The 19,647-nt window shown below is 60.2% G+C and carries 17 protein-coding genes; 5 read left to right on the top strand and 12 right to left on the bottom strand.

What is annotated here, in order from left to right:
* Positions 1-67: 67 nt before the first annotated feature.
* From AC0Z5Z_RS20020 to mtnA, 11 genes are all read right to left on the bottom strand, one after another.
* Positions 68-307: a LapA family protein gene (locus AC0Z5Z_RS20020; protein ID WP_095182239.1), complete on the bottom strand. Its 240-nt coding sequence runs from the start codon at positions 305-307 to the stop codon at positions 68-70.
* A gap of 30 nt (positions 308-337) precedes the next feature.
* On the bottom strand, positions 338-634 hold the full coding sequence (gene ihfB, locus AC0Z5Z_RS20015) for an integration host factor subunit beta (RefSeq protein ID WP_007950920.1): 297 nt from the start codon (positions 632-634) through the stop codon (positions 338-340).
* Positions 635-786: 152 nt separating this feature from the next.
* Complete coding sequence (locus tag AC0Z5Z_RS20010) at positions 787-1,065, bottom strand: hypothetical protein (RefSeq protein ID WP_073472356.1); 279 nt, start codon at positions 1,063-1,065, stop codon at positions 787-789.
* A gap of 192 nt (positions 1,066-1,257) precedes the next feature.
* On the bottom strand, positions 1,258-2,943 hold the full coding sequence (rpsA, locus tag AC0Z5Z_RS20005) for a 30S ribosomal protein S1 (RefSeq protein WP_016770920.1): 1,686 nt from the start codon (positions 2,941-2,943) through the stop codon (positions 1,258-1,260).
* A 119-nt stretch (positions 2,944-3,062) separates the two neighbouring features.
* Entirely contained in the window at positions 3,063-3,752 is a 690-nt protein-coding gene (gene cmk / locus AC0Z5Z_RS20000) for a (d)CMP kinase (RefSeq protein WP_056788351.1), read from the bottom strand.
* The gene (locus tag AC0Z5Z_RS19995) at positions 3,749-5,956 is read right to left on the bottom strand and encodes a bifunctional prephenate dehydrogenase/3-phosphoshikimate 1-carboxyvinyltransferase (RefSeq protein WP_485611576.1); all 2,208 of its coding nucleotides are present in this window, start codon (positions 5,954-5,956) and stop codon (positions 3,749-3,751) included. The genes cmk and AC0Z5Z_RS19995 overlap by 4 nt, the downstream gene beginning before the upstream one ends.
* Before the next feature lie 28 nt (positions 5,957-5,984).
* The gene (gene hisC, locus AC0Z5Z_RS19990) at positions 5,985-7,097 is read right to left on the bottom strand and encodes a histidinol-phosphate transaminase (RefSeq protein ID WP_252878672.1); all 1,113 of its coding nucleotides are present in this window, start codon (positions 7,095-7,097) and stop codon (positions 5,985-5,987) included.
* 13 nt (positions 7,098-7,110) lie between these two features.
* Positions 7,111-8,205, bottom strand: coding sequence for a prephenate dehydratase (pheA, locus tag AC0Z5Z_RS19985; RefSeq protein WP_485611562.1), 1,095 nt, complete (start codon positions 8,203-8,205; stop codon positions 7,111-7,113).
* Complete coding sequence (gene serC / locus AC0Z5Z_RS19980) at positions 8,205-9,290, bottom strand: 3-phosphoserine/phosphohydroxythreonine transaminase (RefSeq protein WP_038860448.1); 1,086 nt, start codon at positions 9,288-9,290, stop codon at positions 8,205-8,207. Before serC ends, pheA begins: the two co-directional genes overlap by 1 nt.
* A gap of 231 nt (positions 9,291-9,521) precedes the next feature.
* Positions 9,522-12,176: a DNA gyrase subunit A gene (gyrA, locus tag AC0Z5Z_RS19975; protein WP_056788344.1), complete on the bottom strand. Its 2,655-nt coding sequence runs from the start codon at positions 12,174-12,176 to the stop codon at positions 9,522-9,524.
* A 423-nt stretch (positions 12,177-12,599) separates the two neighbouring features.
* Positions 12,600-13,676: an S-methyl-5-thioribose-1-phosphate isomerase gene (mtnA, locus tag AC0Z5Z_RS19970; RefSeq protein WP_056788343.1), complete on the bottom strand. Its 1,077-nt coding sequence runs from the start codon at positions 13,674-13,676 to the stop codon at positions 12,600-12,602.
* Positions 13,677-13,784: 108 nt separating this feature from the next.
* On the opposite strand from mtnA, the gene AC0Z5Z_RS19965 reads away from it, so the two are divergent.
* The 5 genes from AC0Z5Z_RS19965 (at position 13,785) to AC0Z5Z_RS19945 (ending at position 18,763) form a co-directional block, all read left to right on the top strand.
* Positions 13,785-15,119 (top strand): TRZ/ATZ family hydrolase, encoded by a 1,335-nt coding sequence (locus AC0Z5Z_RS19965; protein ID WP_041478271.1) that lies wholly within the window; start codon positions 13,785-13,787, stop codon positions 15,117-15,119.
* A gap of 56 nt (positions 15,120-15,175) precedes the next feature.
* Complete coding sequence (gene ubiG, locus AC0Z5Z_RS19960; protein WP_024013875.1) at positions 15,176-15,874, top strand: bifunctional 2-polyprenyl-6-hydroxyphenol methylase/3-demethylubiquinol 3-O-methyltransferase UbiG; 699 nt, start codon at positions 15,176-15,178, stop codon at positions 15,872-15,874.
* 4 nt (positions 15,875-15,878) lie between these two features.
* Positions 15,879-16,550, top strand: a complete 672-nt coding sequence (gene mupP, locus AC0Z5Z_RS19955; protein WP_056788340.1) for an N-acetylmuramic acid 6-phosphate phosphatase MupP — start codon at positions 15,879-15,881, stop codon at positions 16,548-16,550.
* 182 nt (positions 16,551-16,732) lie between these two features.
* The gene (locus AC0Z5Z_RS19950; RefSeq protein ID WP_024013876.1) at positions 16,733-17,473 is read left to right on the top strand and encodes a YciK family oxidoreductase; all 741 of its coding nucleotides are present in this window, start codon (positions 16,733-16,735) and stop codon (positions 17,471-17,473) included.
* A gap of 363 nt (positions 17,474-17,836) precedes the next feature.
* Positions 17,837-18,763, top strand: a complete 927-nt coding sequence (locus tag AC0Z5Z_RS19945; protein WP_151552915.1) for a GGDEF domain-containing protein — start codon at positions 17,837-17,839, stop codon at positions 18,761-18,763.
* A gap of 102 nt (positions 18,764-18,865) precedes the next feature.
* Here AC0Z5Z_RS19945 and AC0Z5Z_RS19940 read toward each other — a convergent pair whose 3' ends face one another.
* Positions 18,866-19,627, bottom strand: a complete 762-nt coding sequence (locus AC0Z5Z_RS19940) for an iron-containing redox enzyme family protein (protein ID WP_406226932.1) — start codon at positions 19,625-19,627, stop codon at positions 18,866-18,868.
* Between the last annotated feature and the right edge of the window lie 20 nt (positions 19,628-19,647).

Here is a 19,647-nt window from a genome sequence, read left to right as displayed (position 1 = left end):
ATGCTTTTACTAATGGATAAAGACAGGCTGAGGCGCAATTTCGACAGATGCCGTGCGCCTGTCGCTTTTAGACCAGACGTTTACGAGCCGCTCTCGATGTACGCCCTAGAAACCAGCCCAATACAGGACCGATGAGCATACCGATCAGCAACGCTAGCACTGCAACAACCGACACCGGCAACTGCGGGCCGGAAAAACCCAGAAACAAAAGCGAAACAGATTGCTGATTCTCCAGCACAAACGCTAGAACAACCAGAACCATCAGCAGAAGAAAAACGCCAAGCAGTATGCGTTTCAGATTACGCATTCACGCGCCCTCGAATTTGAATAGCGAAGATCAAGCGCCCTCCTCCTCTTCCTCGTTCACGCGATCACGCAATTCCTTGCCCGGCTTGAAATGCGGCACGAATTTACCGTCCAGACTTACCGACTGGCCGGTTTTCGGGTTGCGGCCGACGCGCGGCGCGCGGTAGTGCAGGGAGAAGCTGCCGAAACCACGGATCTCGATACGATCACCGGTGGCGAGGCACTGAGACATTTGTTCAAGCATGGTCTTGATGGCCAGCTCCACATCCTTGGATGAGAGTAGCCCTTGATGGGTGACAATTCGTTCGATCAACTCCGACTTCGTCATATTTTTCCCTTCTTTTTCAAGCAGCTAGATCAGCGCTTGAAAGGTTTTAGCATGCCCGGAAGAATTTGAACAGCCCAGGGATTGACATATATCTCCCGCGGTCAAAACGCCCATTTTCAGGGCATTTCCTAGCGAGTCGGATCGCTGCTCACTTAACGACACATCACCAGCATGGTCCGGGTTACAAAGCCTGCGGGATTGAAGCCAAACGGGTATTCATCTTCATCTTTCGCATCATCAGAGCGGGTGATGACCTTGTAGCCCTTACCTTTGCACTCCTTCGCTGCACGCTTCTGGCACTTTTCCCAACCGGAACCCAACCCGGAGCAATCGACCTCGATACCACTGACGCCGCGCACCGCATGGGTTTTCGCGCTGGTGGTGCAACCTGCCAGCGCCAGGACCACCGCAACAACAAATAACTTGTTCATCCACTTCCTTATGCCAGGCAAGCCTGACGACTAATACTCAAGATCAAGCTTAGTCGCGAATAGGCGATTGATCCGATTAAAGAAACAGACCCACAGGCGAAGCCATTGGTTTCATGCACGGACGTACAAGAGCCAAATCGCAGGCACAAAAAAGGGCGACCGAAGTCGCCCTTTTTAATGATCAAGCAGAACTCAGTTCTGTTTGGCCATTGCTTGACGCAGCAGTGCCGCCATAGTGGTGTCAGCTGCTTCACCTTCCGGAGCTGCTTTCAGGCTCTGGATGGCTTCTTTCTCTTCAGCATCGTCTTTCGACTTGATCGAGAGCTGGATTACGCGGCTCTTGCGATCAACGCTGATGATCTTGGCTTCAACTTCCTGGCCTTCTTTCAGAACGTTGCGCGCGTCTTCAACGCGGTCACGGCTGATTTCGGAGGCTTTCAGGGTAGCTTCGATGTCGTCGGCCAGAACGATGATGGCGCCTTTGGCGTCAACTTCTTTCACGGTACCGGTCACGATAGCGCCCTTGTCGTTAACCGAGACGTACTCGGAGAACGGATCGCTTTCCAGTTGCTTGATGCCCAGGGAGATGCGCTCGCGCTCTGGGTCAACCGACAGGATGACAGTGTCCAGCTCGTCGCCCTTCTTGAAACGACGTACGGCTTCTTCGCCCACTTCGTTCCAGGAGATGTCGGACAGGTGAACCAGACCGTCGATGCCGCCGTCCAGACCAATGAAGATACCGAAATCGGTGATCGACTTGATGGTGCCGGAGATCTTGTCGCCCTTGTTGAACTGGCCAGAGAAGTCTTCCCATGGGTTCGACTTGCACTGCTTGATGCCCAGGGAGATACGACGACGCTCTTCGTCGATGTCCAGGACCATGACTTCCACTTCGTCGCCGACTTGTACGACTTTCGAAGGGTGGATGTTCTTGTTGGTCCAGTCCATTTCCGAAACGTGTACCAGACCTTCAACGCCTTCTTCCAGCTCAGCGAAGCAGCCGTAGTCGGTCAGGTTGGTAACACGAGCGGTAACGCGAGTGCCTTCTGGGTAACGGGCTTTGATAGCAACCCATGGATCTTCGCCCAGTTGCTTCAGGCCCAGGGAAACACGGTTGCGTTCGCGATCGTATTTCAGAACCTTGACGTCGATTTCGTCACCAACGTTGACGATCTCGGAAGGATGCTTGATGCGCTTCCAGGCCATGTCGGTGATGTGCAGCAGGCCGTCCACGCCACCCAGATCGACGAATGCGCCGTAATCGGTGAGGTTTTTGACGATACCTTTGACTTGCTGGCCTTCCTGCAGGGATTCCAGCAGAGCTTCACGCTCGGCGGAGTTCTCGGCTTCGAGGACGCTGCGACGGGAAACGACAACGTTGTTGCGCTTCTGGTCCAGCTTGATGACCTTGAATTCCAGCTCTTTGCCTTCCAGGTGCGTGGTGTCGCGCACTGGACGGACGTCAACCAGGGAACCTGGCAGGAACGCACGGATGCCGTTAACGTCGACAGTGAAGCCGCCTTTAACCTTACCGTTGATAACGCCCTTGACCACTTCCTCGGCTGCGAAGGCTGCTTCCAGAACGATCCAGCATTCAGCGCGCTTGGCTTTTTCACGGGACAGCTTGGTTTCGCCAAAGCCGTCTTCAACCGAATCCAGAGCAACGTGAACTTCATCACCAACGTTGATGTTCAGTTCGCCAGCATCGTTGTAGAACTGCTCAAGCGGGATGAGTGCTTCAGACTTCAGACCAGCGTGAACGGTTACCCAGCGAGCCTGGTAATCGATATCAACGATAACACCGGTGATGATGGAGCCTGCCTGAAGGTTCAGGGTTTTCAGGCTTTCTTCAAAGAGTTCCGCAAAGCTTTCGCTCATTTTAATTCCTGTAGATGAGGGCGAAGTAAACGCCCATCTCCACACCCCAGACGGTGTGGGTTAGTTTCATTTAAAAGAAGCACCGCAGGACTATGACTGGTCCCCTGCGGCCTTCTTGGTCACCCGGCGATATCGCGAATGGCGATCTCGCTCATGATGCGTTCAAGCACCTGATCGATGGAAAGCTCCGTTGAATCCAGCTGAATCGCGTCGGCCGCCGGCTTGAGCGGGGCTACTGCGCGCTGGGTGTCACGCTCATCGCGTGCACGGATCTCATCTAGCAGACTCGACAGACTAACACCCTCGACTTTGCCCTTCAACTGCAAATATCGACGGCGCGCCCGCTCCTCGGCACTGGCGGTGAGGAAAATCTTCAGCGGTGCACCCGGAAATACCACCGTGCCCATGTCGCGACCGTCCGCCACCAGACCCGGCGCTTCCTGAAACGCACGCTGGCGCTGCAGCAGCGCCTCGCGTACGGCGGGCAGCGCAGCCACTTGCGAGGCCCCGGAACCGACGCTTTCGGTGCGAATGACATCGCTGACTTCGTCGCCTTCGAGAATGATCCGCTGCAGCTGACCTTCGGTCGCGGCGATGAACTGCACATCCAGATGAGCGGCCAATGTCTTCAGCAGCTCTTCATTGGTCAGGTCGACGCCATGGTTATGCGCAGCAAACGCGAGCAAGCGATAAAGCGCACCGGAATCCAGCAGGTTCCAGCCCAGACGCTTGGCCAGAATCCCGGCGACCGTGCCTTTGCCGGAGCCGCTTGGCCCATCGATGGTGATGACCGGTGCAATGTTTTTCACGACTGTGCCTCTTGTGCCACACGAATGCCGACTTGCCCGCACAGCGCGAGGAAGTTGGGGAACGAGGTCGCGACGTTGGCGCAATCATGGATGCGGATCGGTGCGGTAGCGCGCAACGAGGCAACGCTGAAGGCCATGGCGATACGGTGGTCGCCGTGACCGTGCACTTCACCGCCGCCGATCTGGCCGCCGTCGATGATGATGCCGTCCGGGGTCGGTTCGCACTTGACGCCCAGCGCCAGCAAGCCGTCCGCCATGACCTGAATCCGGTCGGATTCCTTGACTCGCAGCTCTTCGGCGCCGGTCAGCACGGTCCGCCCTTCGGCGCACGCAGCCGCGACGAACAGTACCGGGAATTCGTCGATGGCCAGCGGCACCAGTTCCTCCGGAATCTCGATACCTTTGAGTTTAGCTGCGCGCACGCGCAAGTCAGCCACTGGTTCGCCACCGACCTCACGCTGGTTTTCCAGAGTGATATCGGCACCCATCAGCCGCAGGATGTCGATCACGCCAGTACGGGTCAGATTGATGCCGACGTGCTCAAGCACCAGCTCGGAGCCCTCGGCGATTGAGGCTGCGACCAGGAAGAACGCCGACGACGAGATATCGCCCGGCACTTCGATGTGAGTCGCGGTGAGCTTGCCGCCGGACTCGACCGAAGCCGTGGCGCCGTCGACGCTGACCGGGTAGCCGAAGCCACGCAGCATGCGTTCGGTGTGATCGCGGGTCGGTGCTGGCTCGGTCACCGTGGTCTTGCCTTCAGCATAGAGACCGGCAAGCAGCAGGCAGGATTTCACCTGAGCACTGGCCATCGGCATGGTGTAGGTCAGGCCCTTGAGCTTATGGCCACCGCGAATGGTCATCGGTGGACGACCTTCGGCAGCGGTTTCGATCACGGCGCCCATTTCTCGCAAAGGATTAGCCACGCGATTCATCGGACGCTTGGACAGCGAAGCGTCGCCGGTCAAGGTGCTGTCGAAGTTCTGCGCCGCCAGCAGGCCAGAGAGCAGACGCATCGAGGTGCCAGAGTTGCCCAGATAGATTGGGCCCGGCGCAGGTTTCAGGCCGTGCAGGCCGACACCGTGGATGGTAACGCGGCCGTGGTGCGGGCCTTCGATGACCACGCCCATGTCGCGGAATGCCTGCAAGGTCGCCAGGGCGTCTTCGCCCTCAAGGAAGCCTTCGACTTCGGTGACGCCTTCGGCCAGCGAGCCGAGCATGATCGAACGGTGGGAAATCGATTTGTCACCCGGTACGCGAATCCGACCGGACAGGCGGCCACCAGGTTGAGCCAGGAAGATCAGATCGTTGGAATTCATAGCGTCCACATAGGCCCTGCGGGCCAGGATTTTACTGAAATGCTCGCGGGCAACCCGGGCGCGCGTGAAAACGCCCAACAATTGGTGCCCATCCCCTGCATCGACCGCGTCGCGCAAGGCGTCGAGGTCGCTGCGAAATGTATCGAGTGTGCGCAGGACAGCCTCGCGGTTGGCGAGGAAGATGTCGTGCCACATCACCGGGTCGCTTCCGGCGATTCTTGTGAAATCGCGAAAACCACCGGCAGCGTAACGGAAGATCTCCAGATTTTCATTGCGCTTGGCCAACGAATCGACCAGACCGAAGGCCAGCAGATGCGGCAGATGACTGGTCGCGGCCAGCACTTCGTCGTGACGCTCGACCTGCATGTGCTCGACATCGGCGCCCAGTTCGCGCCACAGGCGATCGACCACCGCCAGCGCGGCAGGATCGGTCTGCTCGAGCGGCGTCAGGATCACCTTGTGCCGGCGGAACAGCTCGGCATTCGAGGCTTCCACCCCGCTCTGCTCGGAACCGGCAATCGGGTGCCCGGGGACGAAGCGCGCCGGCATGCCGCCGAACGCCTCGGTCGCCGCGCGCACCACGTTGCCTTTGGCGCTGCCGACATCCGTAAGAATCGCCTGCCCCAGATCCATGACAGCCAGACGCGCGAGCAGCTTTTCCATGGCCAGAATCGGCACCGCCAGCTGAATCACATCGGCACCGACGCAAGCCGCCGCCAAATCGTCTTCGCAGCGATCAACCACACCCAATTCGACCGCGAGCTTGCGCGATTGCGGATCCAGATCGACGCCGACCACTTCACGGCACAGGCCGCTTTCACGCAAACCCTTGGCAAACGAACCACCGATCAACCCAAGACCGACCACCACAAGGCGACCGATCATAGGTGCAGCAGGTTGCAGCGCAGTGACATCAACCACGAGCCAGAACCTTGCGCAACGCCTCGAGGAAACGGCTGTTTTCGGCCGGCAGACCGATGGTCACCCGCAGGTGGTTCGGCATGCCGTAATTGGCCACCGGACGCACGATCACGCCTTCGCGCAGCAAGCCCTGGAAAATCGGCGCCGCGACCTGGCCGAGATCGACACAAATGAAGTTGCCTTTGGACTCGATCCAGCTCAGCCCCAGCTCACGGAAACCCGCCTGCAACTGCTGCATGCCGGCTTCGTTGAGCTGACGGCTTTGCGCCAGATATTCATCATCTTTCAATGCCGCACAGGCCGCCGCCAAGGCGAGGCTGTTGACATTGAACGGCTGGCGAACGCGGTTCAGCACGTCTGCCACCACAGGCGTCGACAAGCCATAACCGACGCGCAGCGCGGCCAGACCATAGGCCTTGGAGAAGGTGCGCGACACCAGCAGGTTCGGGTACGCCGCGAGGAAGTCGAGACCGTCCGGCAAATCACTGCCTTCGGCGTACTCGATGTAAGCCTCGTCGAGGACTACCAGCACATGCTCGGGAACGTCCTGCAGGAATTCGTCCAGCGCTTCGGCGCCGAACCAGGTGCCGGTCGGGTTGTTCGGGTTGGCGATGAACACCACGCGAGTGTTGGCATCGATGGCCGCAAGCATCGCCGGCAGGTCATGGCCCCAGTCTTTGGCTGGAACGACTTTGGCCTGCGCACCGACAGCTTGGGTAGCGATCGGATACACCGCGAAGGCGTGCTCACTGAACACCGCATTCAGGCCCGGCGCCAGATAGGCACGCGCAACCAGCTCAAGAATGTCGTTGGAGCCATTGCCCAGCGTGACCTGATTCAGCTCGACGCGGCACTGTTCGGCGAGCAGCGACTTCAGGGCGAAACCATTACCGTCCGGGTAGCGGGTCAGCTCGGCCAGCTCTTCGCGGATCGCCGCCAATGCCTTCGGGCTGGCGCCCAATGGGTTTTCGTTGCTCGCCAGTTTGACGATTTTTGCCGGATCCAGATCCAGCTCGCGCGCCAGTTCGTCCACAGGCTTGCCCGGAACATACGGCGAAAGTTGTTGCACGCCCGGCTGTGCCAGAGCGAGGAAGTTGCCACTCATTTGCTACCGCCCCTTAGAGAACTGCTTTCGGGTAGGAACCCAGCACTTTGAGTGCTACTGCTTCCTGACTGATCTTTTCCAGCACACCTTTGATCAACGGATCACGGTGGTGGCCGACGAAGTCGATGAAGAACACGTAGGTCCATTTGCCGCTGCGCGACGGACGGGTTTCGATGCGGGTCAGGTCGATGCCATTGTCGTGGAACGGCACCAGCAGCTCATGGAGCGCGCCGGGCTTGTTGCTCATCGACACGATGATCGAGGTCTTGTCGTCGCCGGTCGGCGGCACTTCCTGGTTACCGATCATCAGGAAGCGGGTCGAGTTGTCCGGGCGATCTTCGATCTTCTCGGCCAGACGCGTCAGGCCATACAGCCCTGCCGCCATGTCGCCAGCGATCGCTGCCGAATTCCACTCACCCTTGACCCGTTTGGCCGCTTCGGCGTTGCTCGACACCGCGACGCGTTCGACATTCGGGTAATGCGCGTCCAGCCACTTGCGGCACTGGGCCAGCGACTGCGCGTGGGAATAGATGCGACTGATGCTGTCGGTCTTGGTATTTTCGCCGACCAGCAGATGATGGTGGATGCGCAGCTCGACTTCGCCACAGATCACCATGTCGTGCTCGAGGAAGCTGTCCAGCGTGTGGTTGACCGCGCCTTCGGTGGAGTTTTCCACCGGCACCACGCCGAAATTCACCGCACCGGCGGCGACTTCGCGGAACACTTCGTCGATTGCCGCCATCGGCTTGCTGACCACAGCGTGGCCGAAGTGTTTCATCGCTGCCGCTTGGGTGAACGTACCTTCAGGGCCGAGATACGCCACTTTCAGCGGCTGCTCCAGCGCCAGGCACGACGACATGATTTCGCGGAACAGCCGCGCCATTTCTTCGTTGCCCAGTGGCCCCTGGTTGCGCTCCATCACGCGCTTGAGCACCTGAGCTTCGCGCTCGGGACGATAGAACACCGGCACTTCGCCTTCGGCCAGCGAGGCCATCTTCACGCGGGCGACTTCCTGGGCGCAACGCGCACGCTCACTGATCAGCTCCAGAACTTTGGTGTCCAGAGCGTCGATGCGAACGCGCAGTGCCTTGAGTTCTTGCTCGGACATCAGCCGTGTTCCTTCTCGAATTCCGCCATGTACGCCACCAGCGCGTTGACCGCAGTGATGTCGACGGCGTTGTAGATGGAGGCGCGCATGCCGCCCACCGAACGGTGCCCCTTGAGGTTGAGCAGACCGCGCTCGTCAGCACCGGCGAGGAACGGCTTGTCCAGACGATCGTCAGCCAGACGGAACGGCACGTTCATCCACGAGCGATCCGACTTGTTGATCGGGTTGCTGTAGAGGCCGCTGGCATCGATGAAGTCGTACAGGGTGCGCTGCTTGACGTCGTTGAGTTTGGCGATCGCTTCAACGCCGCCCTGCTCTTTCAGCCATTGGAACACCAGACCGGACAGGTACCAGGCCAGCGTCGGCGGGGTGTTGTACATCGAACCGTTATCAGCCGCGACCTTGTAGTTGAGCATGGTCGGGCACAGCGAGCGGGCCTTGCCCAGCAGGTCTTCGCGGATGATGTTGACGACAATGCCGCTCGGGCCGATGTTCTTCTGCGCGCCGGCGTAGATCATGCCGAAACGCGAAATATCGACCGGGCGCGAGAGGATGTCCGAAGACATGTCCGCCACCAGTGGCACGTCACCGGTTTGCGGGATCCACTGAAATTCCAGACCGCCGATGGTTTCGTTCGGCGCGTAATGAACGTACGCGGCGTCTTTCGACAGGTTCCACTCGTTCTGGCCGGGAATGGCGAAATAGTCGTAAGGCTTGGCAGTGGCAGCAACGTTGACGTGGCCATAGCGCGAGGCTTCTTCGATGGCTTTCTGCGACCAGATACCGGTGTCGATGTAGTCGGCCGAGCCGCCTTCAGGCAACAGGTTCAGCGGGATCTGCGCAAACTGCTGACTGGCGCCGCCCTGCAGAAACAGCACTTTGTAGTTCGACGGGATATTCAGCAGGTCACGCAGATCCTGCTCGGCCTGGGTGGCGATGGACACGAACTCATCGCTGCGATGGCTCATTTCCATGACCGACAGACCCTTGCCGTGCCAATCAAGGAGTTCACCCTGGGCGCGCTGCAGGACAGCTTCAGGCAGCGCCGCCGGACCGGCGCAGAAGTTATAGGCTCGCTTGCTCACATCCAATCTCGCTCTGATTTGGTGGTATCACGCAATAAATCACACTACCGATCAACATGGCCCTGTGGGAGCGAGCCTGCTCGCGAATGCATCACCGCGGTGCTTCAGAGGTACCGCAGCGCCTGCTTTCGCGAGCAGGCTCGCTCCCACAGGGGATCTCCATGATGTCGAAAATTCATACCGGACAAATAACAAGGGGGCGAATTCTCATCCGCCCCCTCGTTTGTCCGCTTATTCCTGCGGTTCTTCGTCTGCTGCGGCGTCGAGTTGCTGGTCGTCTGCGGCCTCGTCGATACCGACGCTGCCTGCGATTTCCTCGCCCTCTTCACCTTCGAGCTCTTCGCCTTCGATTTCCGAAGGCTCCTGAACCCGCTCCAGCCCGACCAGGGTTTCATCCTTGGCCAGCTTGATCAGCGTCACGCCCTGAGTATTACGGCCCAGGCTCGACACTTCGCCGACACGGGTACGCACCAGGGTGCCCTGATCGGAGATCAGCATGATTTCTTCGCCGTCGAGCACCTGTACCGCGCCGACCAGACGGCCGTTACGCTCGTTGCTGACCATGGCGATCACGCCCTGGCCGCCACGCTTGTACTCAGGGAACTCGGTGATCGCGGTGCGCTTGCCATAACCACGCTCGGAAGCGGTGAGGATCTGGCTGCCTTCTTCCGGGATCAGCATGGAAATCAGCTTCTGCCCTTCCGGCAGACGCATGCCGCGTACGCCGCGAGCGGTACGGCCCATGGCACGCACGTCGGACTCTTTGAAACGGGTGACCTTGCCGCCGTCGGAGAACAGCATCACTTCGCGCTCGCCATCGGTGATGGCCGCAGAGATCAGCACGTCGCCTTCGTCCAGCTCCAGCGCGATCAGACCGACGCTGCGCTGACGGCTGAAGGATTCCAGCGGGGTCTTCTTCACGGTGCCGTTGGCGGTGGCCATGAAGATGTAGTGACCTTCGGTGTATTCCTCGACCGGCAGCATGGTGGTGATGTATTCACCGTCATCCAGCGGCAACAGGTTGACCAGCGGACGACCACGGGCCGCGCGGGATGCTTCCGGAATCTCGTAGGTCTTGAGCCAGTACACCTTGCCCTTGCTGGAGAACAGCAGCAGCGTGGTGTGGCTGTTGGCGACCAGCAGGTGAGCGATGTAGTCCTCGTCCTTGACGCCGGTAGCCGATTTGCCTTTGCCGCCACGACGCTGAGCCTGATACGCAGCCAGCGGCTGGGTCTTGGCGTAGCCACCGTGGGAAATGGTCACGACGCGCTCTTCTTCCGGGATCATGTCACCCAGGGTCAGATCGAGACGGGCATCGAGAATTTCGGTGCGGCGCACATCGCCGTATTCGGCGCGGATCACTTCCAGTTCTTCGCGGATCACTTCCATCAAGCGCACGGCACTGTTGAGGATGCGGATCAGCTCGCCGATCTGGTTGAGGATCTCCTGGTACTCGGCCAGCAGCTTCTCGTGCTCCAGACCGGTCAGGCGGTGCAGGCGCAATTCCAGAATGGCTTGTGCCTGTTCTGGCGAAAGGAAGTACTTGCCTTCACGCAGGCCGTATTGCGGATCGAGATTTTCCGGACGGCACGAATCGGCACCGGCACGTTCAACCATCGCCACCACAGCCGAGGATTCCCAAGGCGTGCTGATCAGCGCTTCCTTGGCTTCCGACGGCGTTGGCGAAGCCTTGATCAGGGCGATCACCGGGTCGATGTTCGACAGCGCAACGGCCTGGCCTTCGAGAATGTGCCCGCGCTCGCGCGCCTTGCGCAGTTCGAACACGGTACGACGGGTGACCACTTCGCGACGGTGACGGACGAAGGCTTCCAGCAGATCCTTGAGGTTGAGGATGCGTGGGCGGCCGTCGATCAGCGCGACGATGTTGATGCCGAATACCGATTGCAGCTGGGTCTGGGCGTAGAGGTTGTTGAGGATCACCTCAGGCACTTCGCCGCGACGCAGTTCGATCACGACACGCATACCGTCCTTGTCGGACTCGTCGCGCAGCTCGGTGATGCCCTCGAGCTTCTTCTCTTTGACCAGCTCGGCGATCTTCTCGATCAGACGCGCCTTGTTCAGTTGGTAAGGCAGCTCGGTGATGACGATCTGCTGACGGCCACCGACCTTGTCGATGTCTTCGATGATCGAGCGGGCACGCATGTAAATGCGCCCGCGACCGGTGCGGTAGGCTTCGATGATGCCGGCACGACCGTTGATGATCGCGGCCGTCGGGAAGTCCGGGCCGGGGATGTATTGCATCAGCTCATCGACGGTCAGTTCAGGGTTGTCGATGAGGGCCAGGCAACCGTCGATGACTTCACCGAGGTTGTGCGGCGGAATGTTGGTCGCCATGCCCACGGCGATACCGCTGGAACCGTTGACCAGCAGGTTCGGTACACGGGTCGGCATGACCGCCGGGATCAGTTCGGTGCCGTCGTAGTTCGGCACCCAGTCCACGGTTTCCTTGTGCAGGTCAGCGAGCAGCTCGTGCGCCAGCTTGGTCATGCGCACTTCGGTGTATCGCATGGCCGCAGCGTTGTCGCCGTCGACCGAACCGAAGTTGCCCTGGCCGTCGACCAGCAGGTAGCGCAGGGAGAAAGGCTGGGCCATACGAACGATGGTGTCGTATACGGCAGTGTCACCGTGCGGGTGATACTTACCGATCACGTCGCCGACGACACGGGCAGATTTCTTGTACGGCTTGTTGTAGTCGTTGCCCAGCTCGCTCATCGCGAACAGTACGCGACGGTGCACGGGCTTGAGGCCATCGCGCGCATCCGGCAGTGCACGGCCGACGATCACGCTCATTGCGTAGTCGAGGTAGGACTGTTTCAGCTCGTCTTCGATATTGACCGGGAGGATTTCTTTGGCCAGTTCGCCCATGAGAAGCCTGATTCCTTTTTCTGGTGAAACTTCGTCATATCCATGTGGGAGCAACGAAGCTCGTCGGGGCCGGCCGAGTGCCATGCGCCGACTTACGACAAATCAACATTGGATCGCGGATTTGCGCAGTAAAGACAGCTCCGTGGAGCCGCCTCGGAAAACGCCGGATGTTATCACAAAGGCCGCCACGCACCTATCCCCCAGATGCGCATGGAGCATAGTTAGTTGACCGATGACAGGCTTGAGGGGGACGACAGAAGCTCTGAGCTTCTTTGAATGTGAAATCTGGGGCAGATTTACAGTTGTTTATTGACATTCAGGCCCTCATCGCTGGCAAGCCAGCTCCCACAGGTTCAATGCCGGGCACAAAACCTGTGGGAGCTGGCTTGCCAGCGATGGGGTCCGCTCAGACGCAATAGTCCTTCAATGCAGGCGCTTGCGACACATCAGCAGGGCCATTTTTGCGGTGTCCGGGCGTTCGACGATGCCTTTCTCGGTGACGATCGCATCGATCAGATCCGCCGGGGTGACATCAAACACCGGGTTGAACGCTTCAACATCGGCACCGACGCGTTTACCGCCAACTTCAAGCAGTTCGGCGCCATCACGCTCTTCGATCGGGATGTCATCGCCGCTGGCGAGGTTCATGTCGATGGTCGAACTCGGCGCCACCACCATGAAGCGCACGCCGTGGTGCATGGCGTTGACCGCCAGTTGATAGGTGCCGATCTTGTTCGCCACGTCGCCATTGGCGGTGATGCGGTCAGCGCCGACGATCACCCAGGTCACGCCTTTGGTTTTCATGATGTGCGCGGCGGCGGAGTCGGCGTTCAGGGTCACCGGGATGCCTTCGTTGGCCAGTTCCCACGCGGTCAGCCGCGAGCCCTGCAGCCACGGCCGGGTCTCGTCGGCATAGACGCGTTCGACCATGCCTTCTATATAAGCCGCGCGGATCACTCCCAGCGCAGTTCCGAACCCACCGGTGGCCAGCGCGCCGGTGTTGCAGTGGGTCAGGATGGCTTGAGCGTTGCCCTGATGTTTGCGAATCAGATCGACACCAAGCTGCGCCATGGTCAGGTTGGCCTCGCGGTCGCTTTCATGAATGGCGATAGCTTCGGCTTCCAGCGCCGCCAGCGGATCGGCGTTGCTTTTCAGGCGATCCAGGCGATCGTGCATGCGGCCCAGCGCCCAGAACAGATTGACCGCGGTCGGACGCGAATCGGCCAACAGCGCGAAATCCTCTTCCAGCGCCGCGTACCAGTCGCCGCCCTCGGCAATCCGCGCCCGCGCCGCGAGGACGATGCCATAGGCCGCACTGATGCCAATAGCCGGCGCGCCCCGCACGACCATCGAGCGAATCGCCTCGGCCACGCCGGCGGCGCTGGTGTAGGCGATCCAGGTTTCCTCGAACGGCAAAATACGCTGATCCAGCAGGTGCAGCGCGCCATCACGCCAATCGATGGCCTTCACTTTCTCCGCAGCCAACAGTCGATCGCGCATCCCACACCCCGCACTCATGAACAAAAGCCGCCGATTATAGCGATCCCCCCGCGAAGACGCTCGGGTATACTTCGCCATCCTTTACAAAAGCACTGGAACCGACCCTCGATGCCGAAACCTGCCATTGCGCTCGACCTGTTATTGCTGCCGACCTGGCTGGTCCCCGTCGAACCCGCAGGCGTGGTGCTCAAGGAGCACGGCCTGGGCATCCGTGACGGTTGCATCGTGTTTATCGGCCCGCGCGCCGAAGCGTTGAAGTGTAACGCGACAGAAATCCGTGAACTGCCGGATGTTCTGTTGGCGCCGGGACTGATCAATGCCCACGGCCACGCGGCGATGACACTGTTCCGTGGCCTGGCTGACGATCTGCCGCTGATGACCTGGCTGGAAAACCACATCTGGCCGGCCGAAGGCAAATGGGTCGATGAGGATTTCGTCCGCGACGGCACCGATCTGGCCATCGCCGAGCAGATCAAGGGCGGCATCACCTGCTTCTCTGACATGTATTTCTTCCCGAAAGTCGCCAGCGAGCGCGTACACAACAGCGGTATCCGCGCGCAGATCGCCATTCCGATCCTCGATTTCCCGATCCCTGGCGCCAGCAGTGCCGACGAAGCCATTCGTCAGGGCGTCGAATTGTTCGGGGATCTCAAGCATCACGAACGCATCAAGATTACTTTCGGCCCTCACGCACCCTACACCGTCGGTGATGAGAACCTGGAGAAAATCAGGGTGATCGCCGAGGAGCTTGACGCCTCGATCCACATGCATGTGCATGAAACAGCGTTTGAAGTGCAGCAGGCGGTCGAGCAGACCGGCGAACGGCCACTGGCGCGCCTGGGTCGCCTTGGCCTGCTCGGCCCGCGCTTCCAGGCGGTGCACATGACCCAGATCAGCGATGACGACCTCGCGCTGCTGGTAGAAAGCAACAGCAGCGTGATCCACTGCCCGGAATCCAACCTCAAACTGGCCAGCGGCTTCTGCCCGGTCGAACGTTTGTGGCAGGCTGGGGTGAACGTTGCCGTCGGCACCGATGGCGCGGCGAGCAACAATGATCTGGACCTGCTCGGCGAAACCCGCACCGCCGCCCTGCTGGCCAAAGCCGTGGCCGGTTCTGCCACCGCGCTGGACGCTCATCGCGCCTTGCGCATGGCCACTCTCAATGGCGCCCGTGCGCTGGGGATCGAGGCGCAGGTCGGCTCGCTGGAGATCGGCAAAGCCGCAGACATCGTCGCTTTCGACCTGTCCGGCCTGGCGCAGCAACCGGTGTATGACCCGGTGTCGCAGCTGATTTATGCCACCGGGCGTGATTGCGTGAAACACCTGTGGGTTGCCGGCAAGCAACTGCTCGACGACCGGCGTCTGACCCGCATGGACGAACAACAGCTGGGCGAGACCGCCCGCCACTGGGGCCAGCGCATCAGCGGCCACACCGAATCGTAAACACCGCGGCGCAATATCCGCGGCTACAGCCTTTTTCAAGTTTTAGAGGATTTAACATGAGCAACGTCGACCACGCCGAAATCGCCAAATTCGAGGCCCTTGCCCATCGCTGGTGGGACCGTGAAAGCGAATTCAAGCCGCTGCACGACATCAACCCGCTGCGGGTCAACTGGATCGACGAACGAGTCAATCTGGCCGGCAAGAAAGTCCTCGACGTCGGTTGCGGCGGCGGCATCCTCAGCGAAGCCATGGCTCAGCGCGGCGCCACCGTGATGGGCATCGACATGGGCGAAGCGCCGCTGGCGGTTGCACAACTGCATCAGCTGGAATCCGGGGTCAGCGTCGAATACCGGCAGATCACCGCCGAAGCCCTCGCCGACGAAATGCCCGAGCAGTTTGATGTGGTCACCTGCCTGGAAATGCTCGAGCACGTGCCGGATCCATCGTCGGTGATCCGCGCCTGTTTCCGTATGGTCAAGCCGGGCGGCCAGGTGTTCTTCTCGACCATCAACCGCAACCCGAAGGCGTATCTGTTCGCGATCATCGGCGCCGAATACATCATGAAGCTGCTGCCGCGCGGCACCCACGACTTCAAGAAATTCATCCGCCCCTCCGAGCTCGGCGCGTGGAGCCGCATGGCTGGCCTGACCGTCAAGGACATCATCGGCCTGACCTACAACCCGCTGACCAAGCACTACAAGCTGGCCAACGACGTTGACGTCAACTACATGATCCAGACCCTGCGCGAGGAATAAGCCGATGGCCATCAGAGCGGTACTTTTCGACATGGACGGCACCCTGCTCGACACCGCGCCGGACTTCATCGCCATCTGCCAGGCGATGCGCGTCGATCGCGGTCTGCCGCCGATCAACGACAAGCACATCCGCGACGAAATTTCCGGCGGCGCCAAGGCCATGGTCGCGGTGACGTTCTCGATGGATCCGGAATCGCCGGGCTTTGAGGAGCTGCGTCTGGAGTTTCTCGAGCGCTATCTGGTCGGCTGCGCAGTGCACAGCAAGCTGTTCGACGGCATGGGCGAACTTCTCGCTGACATCGAAAAGGCCAACCTGATCTGGGGCGTGGTCACCAACAAACCGTTGCGTTTCGCCGAGCCGATCATGCAGCGTCTGGGGCTGGCCGAGCGTTCGGCGCTGCTGATCTGCCCGGATCATGTGAAGAACAGCAAGCCGGATCCGGAGCCGCTGATCCTCGCCTGCAAGATGCTTGATCTGGATCCGTCGACCGTGCTGTTTATCGGCGATGATCTGCGCGATATCGAATCGGGCCGCGATGCCGGCACCAAGACCGCTGCGGTGACTTACGGCTATATCCACCCGGACGACAACCCACGGCACTGGGGCGCGGACGTTGTGGTAGATCACCCGCTGGAGTTGCGCAAGGTGCTCGATAGCGCGCTGTGCAGTTGCTGACCTGACTGTTGCAAATTCCCTGTGTGGCGAGGGGATTTATCCCCGCTGGGCTGCGAAGCGGCCCCCGCTTTTATCCAGGCGATGTGACACACAGGTTTTGCGACGGCTTCGCCGCCGAACGGGGATAAATCCCCTCGCCACTGGGTGAAGCAGGTCTTCATGAAATGGACTATGAGGTTTTTATGTTTGATTACACCGCTCGCCCCGAATTGCTCAAGGATCGGGTCATTCTGGTCACCGGTGCCGGCCGTGGCATTGGCGCAGCTGCGGCGAAAACCTATGCCGCCCACGGTGCCACCGTGCTGCTGCTAGGCAAGACCGAAGCCAATCTGACGGAGGTCTACGACGAAATCGAGGCTGCCGGTCATCCGCAACCAGCGGTGATCCCGTTCAACCTCGAGACCGCCCTGCCCCATCAGTACGATGAGCTGGCGGCGATGATCGAAACCGAGTTCGGCCACCTCGACGGCCTGCTGCACAACGCTTCGATCATCGGCCCGCGCACGCCGATCGAGCAACTGTCCGGCGAAAACTTCATGCGTGTCATGCAGGTCAACGTCAACGCGATGTTCATGCTGACCAGCACCCTGCTGCCGTTGCTCAAGCTGTCCCAGGATGCTTCGGTGGTGTTCACCTCCAGCAGCGTCGGGCGCAAGGGTCGCGCGTACTGGGGCGCTTACGGTGTGTCGAAATTTGCCACCGAGGGCCTGATGCAAACCCTGGCCGATGAAGTGGAAGGCGTTGCGCCGGTACGCTCCAACAGCATCAACCCGGGCGGCACGCGCACCAGCATGCGCGCGCAGGCGTATCCGGGGGAAAATCCGCTGAATAACCCGACACCGGAAGAGATCATGCCGGTGTATCTGTACCTGATGGGCCCCGACAGCGCAGGCGTTAATGGCCAGGCGTTCAACGCCCAATAGCGCCATACGTCGCATTTGTTGCCGCGGCAGAATGCTGTCGCGGCAAGCCATTGCCGCTCATAACCGTCACAAAGCCGCCAATAACCCAGCGCGGCTGCTTGGCATTCGCCAGCAAGTCATTGATTCGAAAAGCTTTAAATAAAAATCGAACCGAATGGCACGCCTTTCGCTCTAAATTCCCTCAAAACATGCCGTGTGATGGCCATGGGGCAAACGCCGATTTCGATAGCTGACTGATCGTCTTGCGGCAGACTAAACTTACGCCAAACGTCCTACGGGACTGATGGATCAGTACGACGCGCAGCCCATAGCCGCTCTCACCCAGCCTGTAAGACAGACTTACTGCTTAGGGGCTCACGCCATATGAAATCTCCTTCCCAGACCCATGCAATTGACTTTGACAGTGCCAAATTGCAGCGCCTGGGCTTCGGTCAACTACCGGCGCTGATCGAGCGCCCGACCAGCCTGGCGCAATTGCGTCAGCAAATGAGCCTGCAACTGCAAACCAGCCTTGAGCCACAGCGCATCCTTGGCCTGTTCTTCCGCGAAATCCAACGCCTGGTGCCACTGGACGCCCTGAGCTATGTGCATCAGGCCAGCGACTTGCGCCTGGAGTTCGGCACACGCGGCCACCACTCGGTCAGCTACATTCTGAGCCACGAAGGCGAGCACATGGGCGAACTGGTCTTCCGCCGCAATCAGCGTTTCAACGACAAGGAACAGGGCGACCTCGAGTCGCTGCTGTCCTGCCTGCTGTACCCGATGCGCAACGCCCTGCTCTATCGCGCCGCGACGCAAAGTGCCTTGCGCGACCCGTTGACCGGTGCTGGCAACCGGGTAGCCATGGAGCAGACCTTGCAGCGCGAGATCGACATGTCGCGCCGCCATGCGCAGCCGCTGTCGGTACTGATGCTCGATATCGACCACTTCAAACGGGTCAATGATGACCACGGGCATGGCGCCGGTGATGACGTGCTCAGAGCCATTGCCGCGTCGATCAAGGCGCAACTGCGCAATGTCGACATGGTGTTCCGTTATGGCGGCGAAGAGTTTCTGATCCTGCTGTCCAACACCGGTCGCGAAGCAGCGGCGATGGTTGGCGAGCGTTTGCGCCAGGCGACGCAGTCAGAGGAATATTTTGCCGATGGCCAGTTGATCGAGATCACCGTGAGCCTGGGATGCTCGACGTTGTTGCCGGGCGAGTCGGCAGACAGCTTGCTGCGCCGGGCCGACAGTGCGTTATATGTCGCAAAGCGCGAGGGGCGGAACCGGCTGGCGATGGCCGGCTAAAAATCATTGTGGGAGCGAGCCTGCTCGCGAAGAGGGAGTGTCAGACAACGATTCGTTGCATGACCCACCGCTTTCGCGAGCAGGCTCGCTCCCACAGTTCAATCAGCTTTCGGCTACGGTCCTGCGCTCGCGGTTGACCAGCAAGCGTTCCGAAGTTTCAAGCTGCATGCACCGCTCCAGGAACAGGTACATGTAGTCATAACTCTTGCAGATCGCCTGCCGCAATTCCGCCTGCAAGGCCTTGCTCGGGTTCATGCCGGCCAGGGTGCAGATGATTTCCAGCGCTTCCCACGGATGAGCGTCGTCGTACTGGGCATGCATCTTCAACCACTTCATCGCGCGCTTGCGGTCCTCTTCCGGGAACGCCGCCGCGTAGACCCCGGTCGAGCAGACCACCGCTGACCACTCCCCGGTCGCCCCCTCGATCGCATAATTGGTCGCGGCAATCGCCACGATCAGCGAATCCGCCGAGCTGGTGTGCCAGCACCAGTGACTCAGAGCATGCAGCTCCGGCGGCACTTGCTGGGCCTGGAGATCTTCGAGACTGACGCCATGGGCGCGACTCCAGTGCATCCAGTAGTCGGCGTGATTGAGTTCGACGCGGATGTTGCGCATCAGCCAGCGCCGCGCCATGTCTTCGCCGGGATGGCGGGCAAAGCGGGTCTTGGTGAGGTTCTGCGCCATGTACAAGGCAAACTGCTCGACCACCGGCCAGCCGCCGATGAGGTACTGGCGCATGGTTTTCGCGCTGAGTCTGTTGTCGCGCATGCGCTGATAAAGTTCATGTTCGACAACCCGACGCTTGCTCTCGCTGCAATCCTTGATGAGCTGTTGCGCCCAGGCAGGATAACTTGCAGCTTCCATGAGGGGTCCGGTTCGGTTGA

The sequence above is a fragment of the Pseudomonas sp. 1L-E-NC-VB-C3 genome, assembly GCF_057291535.1.
The sequence above is the reverse complement of the archived record's forward strand: the minus strand, read 5'-3'. Positions and strand labels throughout refer to the sequence as shown.

What these genes read in the sequence shown, in the direction of transcription:
- AC0Z5Z_RS19995 (WP_485611576.1), bottom strand. Translation starts at nt 5,956, where the DNA reads ATGATCGGTCGCCTTGTGGTGGTCGGTCTTGGGTTGATCGGTGGTTCG.
- gyrA (WP_056788344.1), bottom strand. Translation starts at nt 12,176, where the DNA reads ATGGGCGAACTGGCCAAAGAAATCCTCCCGGTCAATATCGAAGACGAG.
- AC0Z5Z_RS19940 (WP_406226932.1), bottom strand. Translation starts at nt 19,627, where the DNA reads ATGGAAGCTGCAAGTTATCCTGCCTGGGCGCAACAGCTCATCAAGGAT.
- ubiG (WP_024013875.1), top strand. Translation starts at nt 15,176, where the DNA reads ATGAGCAACGTCGACCACGCCGAAATCGCCAAATTCGAGGCCCTTGCC.
- rpsA (WP_016770920.1), bottom strand. Translation starts at nt 2,943, where the DNA reads ATGAGCGAAAGCTTTGCGGAACTCTTTGAAGAAAGCCTGAAAACCCTG.
- AC0Z5Z_RS19950 (WP_024013876.1), top strand. Translation starts at nt 16,733, where the DNA reads ATGTTTGATTACACCGCTCGCCCCGAATTGCTCAAGGATCGGGTCATT.
- pheA (WP_485611562.1), bottom strand. Translation starts at nt 8,205, where the DNA reads ATGTCCGAGCAAGAACTCAAGGCACTGCGCGTTCGCATCGACGCTCTG.
- AC0Z5Z_RS19965 (WP_041478271.1), top strand. Translation starts at nt 13,785, where the DNA reads ATGCCGAAACCTGCCATTGCGCTCGACCTGTTATTGCTGCCGACCTGG.
- AC0Z5Z_RS20010 (WP_073472356.1), bottom strand. Translation starts at nt 1,065, where the DNA reads ATGAACAAGTTATTTGTTGTTGCGGTGGTCCTGGCGCTGGCAGGTTGC.
- hisC (WP_252878672.1), bottom strand. Translation starts at nt 7,097, where the DNA reads ATGAGTGGCAACTTCCTCGCTCTGGCACAGCCGGGCGTGCAACAACTT.
- mupP (WP_056788340.1), top strand. Translation starts at nt 15,879, where the DNA reads ATGGCCATCAGAGCGGTACTTTTCGACATGGACGGCACCCTGCTCGAC.
- ihfB (WP_007950920.1), bottom strand. Translation starts at nt 634, where the DNA reads ATGACGAAGTCGGAGTTGATCGAACGAATTGTCACCCATCAAGGGCTA.
- AC0Z5Z_RS19945 (WP_151552915.1), top strand. Translation starts at nt 17,837, where the DNA reads ATGAAATCTCCTTCCCAGACCCATGCAATTGACTTTGACAGTGCCAAA.
- AC0Z5Z_RS20020 (WP_095182239.1), bottom strand. Translation starts at nt 307, where the DNA reads ATGCGTAATCTGAAACGCATACTGCTTGGCGTTTTTCTTCTGCTGATG.
- mtnA (WP_056788343.1), bottom strand. Translation starts at nt 13,676, where the DNA reads ATGCGCGATCGACTGTTGGCTGCGGAGAAAGTGAAGGCCATCGATTGG.